A 13,556-nucleotide genomic window follows, 5' to 3' on the forward strand; every position below is an offset into this window, starting at 1 on the left:
TTTCGTATTCCAATCAAACCGTATTTATATTTCTTCGGAAGTAATTATGCCTGGATTAGGATCTTTCGGCAATAAAACTTGAAGTACTATTGCAATCCCCATTACCAATGCACAACCTGCAACATTTAACCATAAATAGGGCATTAGGTCAATATACCAGATATAAACAATAATTGCTTGTGTTATTAATGCTGCAATAAAAACGGCTTTACTTCGCACATATTTTATAAAAAATGCTAGTAGGAAAATACCCAGCACATTTCCGTAGAAAATAGAACCAATAATATTGACTAACTGGATAAGGTTATCAAATAAATGTGCTGTACAAGCAACAATTATTGCGATAACGCCCCATAAAAGCGTAAACCCTTTAGAAGCATTTACATAGTGTTTTTCTTGCTTGCCGTGTACGTTTCTTTTGTATAAATCTATAGCAGTGGTGCTTCCTAAAGCATTCAATTCTGAAGCAGTTGAAGACATAGCAGCACTTAAAATTACAGCCAAAAGTAAACCGATTAATCCCCGAGGAAGATTGGTTAAAATAAAATGTATAAAAACATAATCCTTATCGTTTGTTTCCGCATTTGGATTTGCTTTTTTAATTACCGCAACAGATTGTTCACGTAATTCGTTTTCGGAAGCGTTTAGTCTTTTTATTTCTTGCGCATAGTTTTGTTTTTCAAGCTCATTTGCTGCTTTTGAGTAATCAATTTGTGTTTTAGCAAGCTCTTTGTCTATTGCTGCTTTTTTTACTTCTAATGCTTGGTACTCGTCTGCATGCTCCGAATTTTTAACATCTTTTACTGCTGCAGGGTTAAAATGAAGTGGTGAAGCGTTAAATTGATAAAAAACAAAAACCATGATCCCCACTAATAAAATAAAGAATTGCATAGGCACTTTTAGAAGCCCATTCATAATTAAACCCATTTGGCTTTGCTTAACAGATCTACCAGAAAGATAGCGTTGTACTTGGCTTTGGTCTGTTCCGAAGTAGGAGAGTGCTAAAAAGCTTCCACCAATAATTCCACTCCAAAAAGTGTATCGGTTATCAAAATCAAAGGAGAAATCAAGAATGTCCATTTTCCCATTAGCACCAGCAATTTCTAGCGCTTTCGTAAAAGTAATATCAAGAGGTAAGTAATTTAAAATTAGCATAAAAGCAATAAACATTCCGAAGAAAATAACAGCCATTTGCTGTTTTTGTGTTACACTCACTGCCTTGGTACCTCCACTAACAGTGTATATTATTACTAAAACTCCTATGATAATGTTTAAGTAAATTAGATTCCAACCCAATACTGCTGAAAGTATAATGGAAGGCGCGAAAATGGTAATTCCACAGGCTAATCCACGTTGTATTAAAAAGAGAATTGCGGTTAGCGTTCGTGTTTTTTTATCAAAACGCGTTTCAAGATATTCATATGCAGTGAAAACTTTTAGCTTATGGTAAATCGGAATAAAAACCAGGCAGATAATTACCATTGCAATGGGTAGCCCGAAATAGAACTGTACAAACCCCATTCCGTCATGAAAAGCTTGTCCTGGTGTAGAAAGAAAGGTAATGGCACTGGCTTGCGTAGCCATAACACTTAGCCCAATAGTCCACCAATGTGCATTGCTTCCACCTTTTAAATAATCGCCCACATCTTTTTGCTGGCGGGATTTCCAGGTGCCATAAAGAACGATGAAAAGAAGGGTTCCAATTAAAACAATCCAATCAATTTGCTGCATTTAGGAGAAGTTTTGCATTAGTAGATAAAATAGCCAAATATAAACTGCGTTGAGTAAAAGAACCAGCGTAAATTTTGATTTCCAAACGAATTTTTGTTTTTCTTCTGTCATATTTTCAAAAATTAGTTGCCCAATGAAAGCAGATTGGTAAAGAGTCTATAAGCCCCTGGAACGCCTGCTGGAAGTTCACGAAAGAAACTCAATCCAGTATATATATAATATCCCTTTCCGTAGTTAGCAACAAGTAAAGCGCCTTTAGTTTGGGCTTCATTTTTGTCGTTCATTCCTAAAATTGGGGTGAATTCCTTAGCCCATTCATTTGGAAAATATAAACCGCGTTCCTGCACCCAACCTTCAAAATCTTTTTGAGTAATTTTATTTGGAGTATGTAGCAACTGATTTTCTGGCGCAAGTATTTTTACTTCCGAAAATTCATCTGTAACACGCTCACGAGAAAGTTTTAGCCTATAAGGTGCAATGTTTTCAGAAACCAACCCTCGACTGGTGTTGTACTGTACAATCATTGTTCCGCCATTTTCTACATATTTATTAAGAATAGGTTGTATAAAAGCGAGTTCAGGTACTGTGTTGTATGCACGAATTCCAATCACGATTGCATCATAATCCTGTAGCTTCTCTTCTTGTATCTTAGAAGGATCTATCGTAGTAACGGTATAGCCAATTTGCTTTAAACTTTCTGGAATTGCATCGCCAGCCCCATTTATATACCCAATATGCGCACCTTTTTTCTGAAGATCAATTTTAGCAACTTTTGCTTCCGAAGGCAAAAGCACACTTTGATAAGGTATGTGCTCATAATCGATGGTTACTAATTCCTTGTCATAAACCTGCCCTTCAGCATTTACAATGGCTTTTAAATACCCCTCACTTTGGTTGCTAGGAGGCGTAACTGTAAAATTGAAGGATTGTGTTTCTCCCATTCTTTTAAGTTGAAAATTTTGTTGTGCAGGTGCAACTTTCCAGCCTTTAGGGTGCTGTAGACTTACATTTCCAGCTATATTATCTTTTCCAGCGCGAACAATTACAGAAACATTTTCGGATGAATTATCAGCAAAAATCAACACTTTTTCAGGAATAGATGCAGTTACTTCTGGAAGCACTTCCAGCGGACGATATACTTCTCCTTTTACAGGATCATTGAATTTATATATTATATTTTTTGTGAAAGGAATTGTAATAGCTCCAAATTTAAGCTCAAAGACCAACTGCTCTAATGCTGGAGTTTCAGGGAAACCTATTAATTTTTCAGGCGCATTATACATTCCAAGTGTTCCTTTTTCATTCAACCAATAGGGGGAAGAATAGGGTGGGTCTTGTATTTCAGCATGCAGAGAAACTGTTATTTTTTTATTGTCGTTATATGGAAGCGTTTCTGATTGATTCCAAATGATTTTTCCGTCAACTTTCTTAATTGAATTTAAAATTACTTGGGTAGTACCGCGATTAATAACTTCAATGTTTACATTAAAATCTTTTTTTGGATTGATAGCATTTTCTTCGGAAGCAGCTTCAATAAAAATACCACCACAGTCCAAAATAAGTTGTTTTAACTGTTTAATCTTTATGGTTCGCCAATGTTTATCTTCTAATTTTGAAATCAATACATACGCTTTTATAAGCTCTGGCAGTATTTCGGAAGGGTTTTTAAAATTGAAATTATCTTGTAACGGATTTAAAATGGAACCGATTTCTTTGCCGCCTTTAAGTCGCGACCAGTTGGTATTTATACCTTCAAAAAGATTGTTTTCTGAAGGCATACTACCTTTTAAAAGTTCTAAATATTCCGTTTCCATTCCACGTGAACCAGTACTTCCAAAGCCTTGTGATTTATGCATGCTTCTACTTAGAGAAGCTATTTCGCCATTGGAAAGACCTAGGGCAGGGAAGTAGCTTCCAGTTTGCACTGAAACGAGATTTGATTTATCTGCTTTTTCAAATTTCTCCTGACTTCCGTAAAACCACCAAGAGGTATTAAAAAACAAACGTTGGGGTTTCCAAGCACCGTATTTCGAGGCAGATTTCGGAAATTTTGATATGTCATTAACCATATCAAAAGCATCAACGCTCAACATTGCCGAGGCTGTGTGGTGGCCATGAGTGCTTCCAGGACTGCGGTGATCGAAACGGTTAATGATAATATCTGGCTTAAATTTTCGAATGGTTTGTACTACATCGCTTAAAACATTTTGACGATTCCAAAACTCAAAAGTTTCATCAGGGTTTTTGCTATAACCAAAATCATTTGCTCGTGAAAAGAATTGGTGTCCCCCATCAGTTCTTCTCGCTGCTACAAGTTCTTGTGTGCGAATTACACCAAGCAGTTCCCGTAATTCAGGACCGATTAAATTTTGCCCACCATCGCCACGCGTAAGGGATAAATAGGCTGTTTGGGCATGTATGTCATTAACTAAATAACTAATTAGTCGGGTGTTTTCATCGTCTGGATGCGCAGCAATATATAATGCCGAACCTACAAAATTGAGCTTTTGTAGTGAATGATAAATTTCAGATGCTGTGGGTTTTTTTGGGGTTTGTGCGGCGGCAACTATTGAGAAAAAAAATAATAGAAGTTTGAAAAAAAATGATTTTTGCATAAAATTGTGTACTGGTATATTGAGACTTTTCAAATATACTTATTTGTAAAAATTAATCGTGTGGAAGCGCTTTCTTATTTTTATCCAATTCGTGTTGCTGTTCATAAAACGCTTCCGCCTTTACTATGCTTACACCTTTTTGTAGCATCATACTGTTTGGATAGGTAATTATTTCGTTGTTGGTAGTGTGTAGGATGATATGAAATGTTTTAATGTCTTCTATAATTCCTTCACAGGGCATTTCTTTGTCATGAATTTTTATGTAATCGCCAATTTTATAAGGAAAAGTAAAAAACATAATAACGCCGCTTGTTATATTACTAAGTATAGACCATTGCGCAAAAAAAGCAATGCCAATTACGGCAAAAACGGAAGACATTACTAAGCCTAGATTTCTAAAATCTACGCCCCAAATTAAAATTAACCCTATACCAACGATACTAAAAACAGCAAAGTCCACATGCTTCATAATTAAGCCTGTTCTGTGTTCTAGTCGTTCAATTTTTTTTGCAAAATTGCGTACCGCTCTCTTTAAAGCCAGTCTAAGAATAATAAAAACCACAATAAGTATTGCAGATTCAATTAATTGTAAAGAATAGTCTTGTATATTCATAAAAACCTATTTTAATCCAAGTGAGTCTTGTAGGAAACTATGTTTGTTCTTATTTTCATTCCAGTACGCACGGCGCATTCGTTTTATTTTAACCGCAGTGGTTTTCAAATTTAAGGTGTCGTTTTGATTAGCGGAATTTACTTCTTCCCATTTTTCAATTTCATATGGAAAAACACTGTTAAAATATACGATTAATTGTCGTTGTAAATCTTTGTAATTCAAGGTGTATGTAGTAATGGAATCACCTTGTTTTATACTCGCAAAGGCATTATACTGTTTTACTTCTTTATGGTAAAGTCTTAAATATTCAAACGAAGGAATAACAGAAACATCCCCAGTTGGTAATTCCTCAGGACTTATACGTATCAGATTCCAAAGTTCATTTTCGAGCCATGTTTTGGGGACATTGAAAATTTGATCTGCATCCCCTTCGAAATACGAATGACTTTTAACCTCAAATTCAGAGCGATTATTAAGTTGCATATACACTTGTCCGCACCATTCCTGCACACTATTACTCACTTTTATAGCATGCGCTTTACTTGAAACCGGATTAAAAGTGCTCGTCATTATAGCGTATGGATAAATACCGGTGTTAAAATTTTTCATTTGGTTCAGTTTTAAAACGGAGGTGTTTTTTTCTGAAAAATTAGTTGCCTTAACGTGTTCTTTTGGTAAAAAATCTTCTGTAACAAAAATTGTTACTGCTGTACCTTGCCGAATTTCGCCATAGCGTTCCTGTAAAAGATTGTAGGAAGTAATTTCCGCTTTGCCATCATACCAGTGTTTTTTAAATTGCTCTGAATTTACTCTTGGTGGTGCCGTTTGGTGCACTTCATTATTTGTTGAAGTGATTTTAGAACTATTCTTTGTTTTAGAATTGGTGCAACTACTCACTGCTAAAAGAAAAATTGAAAAGGCAAGAAAATGATGATAGTTCATTTGTGGTGGAATTTCTTTCAAAAATACCACATTTTCAATGGTCGGCAATCTCAGTTAACGTTTTATAAACAAGTCGCGTGGGAAGCCCCATTACATTAAAATAACAGCCTTCTATTTTTTCAATACCAATGTACCCAATCCATTCTTGAATACCGTAACTGCCAGCTTTATCAAAGGGCTTGTAAGTTTCTATATAGTAGGTTATCTCTTCTTTAGAAAGTTTCTTAAACCAGACTTTAGTTACATCGTTCTTTGTTTTTTGAAACTCCTTGGAGGTAAAACAAACAGAAGTAATAACCTCATGCATTTGCCCACTTAAACTTTGAAGCATTTGTCTTGCTTCATCACTGTTTTTAGGTTTTCCGAGTGCTTTTTTAGCTTTCCATACAATGGTATCACTCGTAATTAAAATATCATTCTGTTGTAATTCTGTAAAAACAGCTGCTTTAAGTTGCGACAGAAAATCCGTTATTTCTGTGCGTTTTAAATTTTTATTGTAGGTTTCTTCTACTTCCTTTACTTGAATAGAAAAATCGATGTCTAATTCCTTAAAAAAAGCATGCCTTCTTGGGGAGGCTGAGGCGAGAATAATCTTATAATTTTTTAATTTATCGCGAAGCATAGAGGGGGTAATTTCCTATTAAAATGTATTCCTATAAAATAGTAAATTGAAACAATGGGATGGAACAAATTCCTAAAAACATTATTAATTTCAAGAGTTTTGATAACATTCCAAATTCACTTTTACTTTTTGCAGCCCATGTTTTTATACAGAAAAATAGCAATGGGCCAACTAGTGCTAACAAAAAATAGAGCATTAAAAATTGTTTGTCGTATAAATATTCATACATATAAAATACAACCGCCAAAGTGATAAAAACCCCTAAAGCGAAAACAGTTAAAACAGTTCTTTTTCTTCCAATTGCTATTGGTAAGGTATTCATTTCCCCTTTTTTATCTCCGTTAATGTCTTGTACGTCCTTTACAATTTCCCGAATAAAATTTATAAAAAAAGCAAATAAAGAATAGTGCAAAACAATTTTAAAAAGTGCCGATTGTGCAATTTGATTTTGAGCGTTTATTGCTGGAAGTACATCAAAAAGTACTACAATTATCAAACTCATCGCTACCAATGCAGAAACAACGAGGTTTCCAATTAAAAGCATGCCTTTTAAATAGGAAGCATATAAATACAGCAAGGCGGAAAAAATAATAAACATGGCCGCAAATCCAGGTTTTCCTATACTGTTTGAAAGATAAAAACCAATGCTAACACCTATAATATTCAAAATTATAAAGAGACGATTTGCATTTCTTTCAGGTATTTTTTTTCCAATCAATACCTTATTTGGTTTGTTTATTTTATCAATTTCTACATCATAAACATCATTGATGATGTTTCCTGCTGCGGCAATAGAAAGGGTCGCGATTACAAGTAAAGCAAAATCGAAAGTAGTTAAGGTAGTGTCAACTTCGAAGGGAAGAATGAGGCCGTATTTTATAAAAATTTGGACCAATGCTATAAATAGCAAATTTTGATACCGTATGAGTTTTAAATAATTCAAAATTGTGTCAAGTTTTCGATTTCAATTTTAATTTGGTTTATATTTTTAGTCATATTTTGCGCTTACACCACCAGTAATAATCCATTTTTCTTGAACTTTTAATACTTGTTCAATAACATCACGAACGCACCCTTTTCCACCCTTTTTATGAGAAACGTATTTGGAAATTGCTTTAATTTCCGGCACTGCATCTTGTGGACAACAAGGAAGACCTACTTCTTGCATTATTTTATAATCAGGTAAATCGTCTCCCATATAAAGTATGTTTTCCCGTTTTAAGTTATTGCTTTTCGCGTATGTTTCCAGAATTTTTGTTTTTTGATGCGCCCCCAAAAAAATATCTTTTATCCCTAAATTTTGAAGTCGCACACGAACACCTTCATTGGTTCCGCCAGAAATAATGCAAACTTTATACCCTTGTTCCACAGCAGTTTTAAGCCCGTAACCGTCTTTAATATTCATAGTTCGGAACATTTCGCCTTGCGTATTTACTTGTATTGTGCCGTCGGTTAAAACACCATCAACATCAAAAATAAAGGCGGTAATGTATTTTAAATATTCTTTATAGCTTTTTTCCATATTTCTGCTTTAATGCTTCTGTGAACAATTCGTAAAAATTTCGATTTTTAGAATCGCCCAACAAATGTAAATGTTTTTCAATGGTTTTACTATCATTGCGTTTTGCAGGGCCAGTCTGTGCTTCTTCAGGAGAAAGTTTTTCAATTTTCGAAGCGGTTTCTATAATAAGTGGTTTTAATAATTCAAAAGATACATCGTCTTCATTTAAAATTTCATTACCAATTTCATACAAGTGGTTGGTGAAATTATTAACAAAAACAGCTGCAAGATGTAGTTTAGCTCTTTTTTCGGAAGAAATTTCGACTACCGTATTTGAAATGGTATTTCCTAATTGTTTTAATAGCGCTAAATCTTTTGAGTTTTCGGCCTCAATACAAATTGGAATAGCCTTAAAATTTACGTCATGTTTTTTTGAAAACGTTTGTAGCGGATAAAATACACCACGCCTGTTTTTTGAGGAAAGCGCATCTAAAGCAACGCCACCAGATGTGTGAACAGTTAGTTTGTCTTGAAACTTTAAAGCAATAGAAAACTCTGTAATAGCATCATCAGGAATTCCAATAATATAAATATCGGCAGCGGCTACCTTTGAAATATCATCTGTAAAAGGAATATTTTCAATAACAGAATTTTGTTGGATAGCGTTTCTGTTAAAAATTTGTTTTATAACAACGGTATTGGCTTTGCTCATAGCCTTAACCAAATGGCTATTCACGTTTCCAAACCCTAAAAAAACCACATCTACCATAGTGCTAAATTAGTATTTTTAAAAATTAACGAAAGACTTTGTGCTTTATAAGTTTTAGTTCCTTTTCCTGTTCCAGTTGTTTTATGGCGCGAATTACTGTTTCTACACGTAACCCTGTTAAATCTGCAATTTGTTGCCGCGTTAATTCGACTTGATAATGTTCTTTAGCGCCATTTTTGATTTTTAAATAATCTATTAAAGTGAGAATCCTATGTTCTGGTGGATGTACGGATATTTCCTTTAAAATTGTGGCTTTATAGTAAAGCCGTTTTGCAAGTGCTTTGGTAATTTTTAAATTAATATCTGGATTTTCGGTAAGTAGTTTAAACAATTTTTGTTTTGGTAACTTGTATAGTTCTGTAGGTTTTACAGCCGCTGCAGTGGCAGGATATTTAAAATCACCTAAAAGTGGCGGTTCTCCAAAACTCTCCCCTTGATAAAACATACCTTGAACAAACTCCTTCCCATTTTCATTGAGATTGAACATTTTTACCGATCCAGTTTTTATTTGAAAATAAAAATATGCTTGTTTTTTTTCAGAAATAATTACTTCAGAAGCATTTATATTTTCAACAATCGCCCCGTAATCGAACAATATATTTTCTGGAATCATAGTGTATGATTTGCCTCATAAAATAAGGCTTGTTTTGGATTGTAAATTTACATCAATATAAACAAAATGTCATTATATTATGAAACCACTATCGATTAAAAACGTGCAAAAAGAGTTTGAAAATAATTATTATATGTACATTCCTCTAACCATTATCCTCAATAGCTGTATCGGATCTATAGCTGCAATGGCAATTTTAGCACAAGGCACTGCTTTTATTTATGGTATTGAGTTAACTGCTTGTGTTTCGTTATGTATGGGGTATAATGCAGCTTTACTTGCTGGTTCGAATAAAAAAATTGCATTTTGGGTGTTAGTATTAAGCTTGGTGGTAAATGCAATCTTAATTTTGATAAATTTGATATAAAAAATGAAAAAAAATATAGAATCTCGCGAAGATGTGTTTTTTCTGGTAAATACATTTTATTCAAAAGTTAGGAACGATAAGCTTCTGGGGCCAATTTTTAATAGAATCATTACCGATTGGGAAACTCATATGGAATTACTCACTGATTTTTGGGAAACAAACCTCTTTTTTGAACGAAAATATTTTGGAAACCCACTACATACCCATGTAGAAGTTGATAAAAAATGTAGCCATACCCTTAACGAACTTCATTTTGGGACGTGGTTAAATCTTTGGTTTCAAACCCTAGAGGAGCATTTTGAAGGGGAGGTAGCCGAGATTGCCAAAAACAGAGCGAGAGCCATGGGGACTTTTATTCACTTAAACATTTTTAATGCTAGAAAAAAGGATCAAAATATTAGTCAATAGTTACAAATTTCAATAGCTTAAATGGGCTTAATTCCTTATTTTTGCGCAAAATTCTTTGTAATGCAAAAAAAGCTTGCTGCCCTTCTTTTCTCTACTCGTTTAACCGCTGTTTTATTTATCGTTTTTGCCGTTGCAATGGCCGCAGGAACTTTCTTAGACGCCTCGTCACAAAGTCCGCCAACGCCATATACGCGAGAACTTATATACAATGCATGGTGGTTTGAAGGTATAATGTTACTTTTTGTAATCAATTTTGTGGGAAATATTTTTCGATATAACCTTCACAAACGAAAAATGTGGGCTTCTTTAACCCTGCATTTAGCATTTATCTTAATCATTGTTGGGGCATTTGTTACCCGTTATATTGGTTTTGAAGGCGTAATGCATATTCGTGAAGGACAAACTGAAAGTAGCATCCTTTCTGAAAAAACATACCTTACAGCTTTTATTGATGGTGATTATATGATTGATGGTGTGGCGCAAAGAAGACCCCTTAAACCATTAAAATTAAATCTTTCTGAAAGATTAAATAACGACTTTACAATTGAAACGGATTATAATAAACAACCCGTTACAATAAAATATAAAAACTACATAAAAGGTGCAAAAGAAGACCTTACAGAGGCTGAAGATGGAGAGAATTATCTAAAAATCGTTGAATCTGGCGATGGAGAACGCCATGAACATTGGGTAAAAGTTGGTGAAGTTTCTAGTATTCACAACATTCTTTTTGCAATCAATAACCCCACAGAAGGCGCAATAAACATAACGTATACCGATGAAGATGCTTATAAAATTGAAGCTCCTTTTGAAGGTAGCTACATGAATATGATGGAGTTAAGTGCTGCAGGAATAGACCCAACACAACTAAATCCAACAGATTTTGGAATGATTGAAAAATTCCGTCAGTCATTTGTAAAAGATAGTTTGCAGCCTTTAATGTTGCGTTCGCAATATCAATTAGCAGGAATGGCTTTTGTAATTCCAGAGCCTGTAACGAAAGGAAAGTTTGGCGCCGTAAAAGTGGAAGCTGATGAGCCTGCTAATCAAGATGCATTGATTGTAGAAGTTACATCAAACAATGAAACCAAAACGGTTGATCTTATAGGTGGAAGGGGTACAGCTCCAGATCCTGAAGAAGTGCTAGTAGGAGGTTTGAAAGTTTATTTAGCCTATGGTTCTGAAGAAATTAAACTTCCTTTTTCTATCACATTAAAAGATTTTATTGCCGAAAAATACCCTGGAACTGAAAAAGGATATTCTTCCTTTAAAAGTGAAGTAACAGTTATTAATGAAGATAAATCACATTTTGATGCTGCTATTTTTATGAATAACGTTCTGGATCATCAGGGATATCGTTTCTTTCAATCAGGTTTTGACCCCGATGAAGGAGGAACCATTCTCTCTGTAAACCACGACTGGTGGGGTACTTGGATAACATACATTGGTTATTTTCTATTGTATTTTGGGTTAATGGCAATTCTTTTTAGTAAACACAGTCGCTTTGGGAAGTTAGAGGAAATTCTTAACCGTATTAAGAAAAAGAAAAAAAGTATGATTTCAATTCTAGTTTTACTTTTTTCGTTTTCTGGAATCGCACAGCACGAACCATCAGCACATAATGAAGTTCAAAAACATCAGATAGATTCATTAATACAAGTGAATGCGGTTAGTAAAGAACACGCAGCAAAATTCGGGCATTTAATTATTCAGGATAATGGACGGATGAAACCTGCAAATACATTTGCGAGCGAACTTTTACGAAAAATTAGCCGAAGCGATAGCTATGAAGGTTTGGACGCCAACCAAGTTTTAATTTCAATGTCTGAATTTCCAAGACTTTGGGTGGAAGTTCCTTTAATTGCCTTAAAATGGCAGAACGACAGTATCCGCAAAGTAGCAGGAGTTGCTGCCGATGAAGATGATCTTGCATTGCTTGACCTTTTTGATGATAAAGGAAATTATAAATTAGAACCTTATCTAGAAGCTGCTACGCGAACAAATACACCAAACCAGTTTCAAAAAGACTTTATAAAAGCACATGAAAATTTTTCGTTATTAAATTCCGCCTTGGTAGGAAGTATTCTAAAAATATTTCCAATTCCTGAGGATCCTGGCAACAAATGGGTTTCGTACCCAGAACTTGCAGATGCTAATTTAAAGGGAATGGATTCCCTGTATTCAAAAAATATTCTCCCATTGTATTTTGATAGCTTGAAAAAAGCTAGAGAAAGTGGCGATTACGCTAAGGCCGATGAGTTATTAGAAAGTATAACTAATTTTCAGAAGAAACATGGGGCGGAAGTAATGCCTTCAGAAAATAAGCTGCGCGCAGAAACCATTTATAATAAAGCCGATATTTTTAACAGGCTCTATAAATACTTTACAGTCTTTGGAATATTAATGATGGCATTTATTATTGCTCAATTATTTAAAGACCGAAAAATACTGCGAACTTTAATAAAGGCCTCTAAAGTTATTATGTGGTTTTTATTTGCAGCTATGACTTTAGGTTTAGCATTGCGATGGTATGTAAGCGGTCATGCTCCGTGGAGTGATGCGTATGAATCTGTAATATATGTAGCTTGGGCAACCATATTCTTTGGATTGTCTTTTGGAAGACGAAGCGATTTAACGGTAGCTTCTACAGCTTTTGCGGGAGCAATAATATTATGGGTAGCTCACGAAAACTGGCTAGACCCTTCTATTTCTACGCTTCAACCGGTATTAGATAGTTATTGGTTAATGATACACGTAGCTGTAATTGTTATGAGTTACGGACCTTTTACTTTAGGCCTAATTTTAGGGGCAACTTCATTGTTTTTAATGATTTTTACGAATAAAAATAACTTTAAAAACATGGAAATTAACATCAGTGAACTCACTGTTGTAACCGAAATGGCCTTGACTGTAGGTTTGGTATTGCTTACAATAGGGAACTTTCTGGGCGGACAATGGGCCAATGAGAGTTGGGGGCGGTACTGGGGTTGGGATCCAAAAGAAACTTGGGCGCTAATTAGTATTATGGTTTACGCCTTTGTAATTCACGCTAGATTAGTTCCAGGGCTACGCGGCCGTTGGATATTTAATGTATTTGCAGTATTTGCTTATGCTACTATTATGATGACATATTTTGGTGTAAACTTCTATTTAAGCGGGCTGCATTCCTACGCGAGTGGTAATGCACCAGTAACACCAACCTTTGTGTGGTGGATTACACTCTTTGCAGTTGTTTTAAGTGTGGTATCATACTTTAGGTATAAGAAGTTTTACGGAAAGAAAAAGAAATCAAAAGCATAAAAAACCCACGAATTCACGAATAAATGCATTCGTGAATTCGTGGGTTATAAATTTACAATTGTAAAGCTACAATTG

12 protein-coding genes are annotated in these 13,556 nt (G+C 34.7%); 3 read left to right on the top strand and 9 right to left on the bottom strand.

Going from position 1 to position 13,556, the window contains the following annotated elements; all coding sequences use genetic code 11:
* Positions 1-24: 24 nt before the first annotated feature.
* From ABJ955_RS10280 to ABJ955_RS10320, 9 genes are all read right to left on the bottom strand, one after another.
* Positions 25-1,731 carry a sodium:solute symporter gene (locus ABJ955_RS10280; RefSeq protein WP_347374533.1) on the bottom strand — a complete coding sequence of 569 codons (1,707 nt, stop codon included), beginning with the start codon at positions 1,729-1,731 and terminating at the stop codon, positions 25-27.
* Positions 1,732-1,853: 122 nt separating this feature from the next.
* Entirely contained in the window at positions 1,854-4,346 is a 2,493-nt protein-coding gene (locus tag ABJ955_RS10285) for a PIG-L family deacetylase (RefSeq protein ID WP_347374534.1), read from the bottom strand.
* A 52-nt stretch (positions 4,347-4,398) separates the two neighbouring features.
* Complete coding sequence (locus ABJ955_RS10290; RefSeq protein ID WP_347374535.1) at positions 4,399-4,959, bottom strand: mechanosensitive ion channel family protein; 561 nt, start codon at positions 4,957-4,959, stop codon at positions 4,399-4,401.
* A gap of 6 nt (positions 4,960-4,965) precedes the next feature.
* A complete protein-coding gene (locus ABJ955_RS10295) occupies positions 4,966-5,922 on the bottom strand; it encodes a septum formation inhibitor Maf (protein WP_347374536.1) in 957 nt (318 codons plus the stop codon).
* Between the two features lie 13 nt (positions 5,923-5,935).
* Complete coding sequence (locus ABJ955_RS10300; protein ID WP_347374537.1) at positions 5,936-6,523, bottom strand: Maf-like protein; 588 nt, start codon at positions 6,521-6,523, stop codon at positions 5,936-5,938.
* A gap of 31 nt (positions 6,524-6,554) precedes the next feature.
* Positions 6,555-7,466 carry a geranylgeranylglycerol-phosphate geranylgeranyltransferase gene (locus tag ABJ955_RS10305; RefSeq protein ID WP_347374538.1) on the bottom strand — a complete coding sequence of 304 codons (912 nt, stop codon included), beginning with the start codon at positions 7,464-7,466 and terminating at the stop codon, positions 6,555-6,557.
* Positions 7,467-7,511: 45 nt separating this feature from the next.
* Positions 7,512-8,045 carry an HAD-IIIA family hydrolase gene (locus ABJ955_RS10310; protein WP_347374539.1) on the bottom strand — a complete coding sequence of 178 codons (534 nt, stop codon included), beginning with the start codon at positions 8,043-8,045 and terminating at the stop codon, positions 7,512-7,514.
* Positions 8,029-8,793 (bottom strand): DUF2520 domain-containing protein, encoded by a 765-nt coding sequence (locus tag ABJ955_RS10315; protein ID WP_347374540.1) that lies wholly within the window; start codon positions 8,791-8,793, stop codon positions 8,029-8,031. Before ABJ955_RS10315 ends, ABJ955_RS10310 begins: the two co-directional genes overlap by 17 nt.
* 25 nt (positions 8,794-8,818) lie before the next feature.
* Positions 8,819-9,406: a Crp/Fnr family transcriptional regulator gene (locus ABJ955_RS10320; protein WP_347374541.1), complete on the bottom strand. Its 588-nt coding sequence runs from the start codon at positions 9,404-9,406 to the stop codon at positions 8,819-8,821.
* A gap of 79 nt (positions 9,407-9,485) precedes the next feature.
* Here ABJ955_RS10320 and ABJ955_RS10325 point away from each other — a divergent pair, with 79 nt between their 5' ends.
* Genes ABJ955_RS10325 through ccsA form a run of 3 tightly spaced genes read left to right on the top strand, consistent with a single transcriptional unit; the run spans position 9,486 to position 13,481 of the window.
* Positions 9,486-9,773 (top strand): hypothetical protein, encoded by a 288-nt coding sequence (locus ABJ955_RS10325; protein ID WP_347374542.1) that lies wholly within the window; start codon positions 9,486-9,488, stop codon positions 9,771-9,773.
* A 3-nt stretch (positions 9,774-9,776) separates the two neighbouring features.
* Positions 9,777-10,181, top strand: coding sequence for a group III truncated hemoglobin (locus ABJ955_RS10330; protein ID WP_347374543.1), 405 nt, complete (start codon positions 9,777-9,779; stop codon positions 10,179-10,181).
* 60 nt (positions 10,182-10,241) lie between these two features.
* Positions 10,242-13,481 (top strand): cytochrome c biogenesis protein CcsA, encoded by a 3,240-nt coding sequence (ccsA, locus tag ABJ955_RS10335; RefSeq protein ID WP_347374544.1) that lies wholly within the window; start codon positions 10,242-10,244, stop codon positions 13,479-13,481.
* Positions 13,482-13,556 lie beyond the last annotated feature (75 nt).

This window comes from Aequorivita sp. Q41 (assembly GCF_039831855.1).
GTDB lineage: Bacteria > Bacteroidota > Bacteroidia > Flavobacteriales > Flavobacteriaceae > Aequorivita.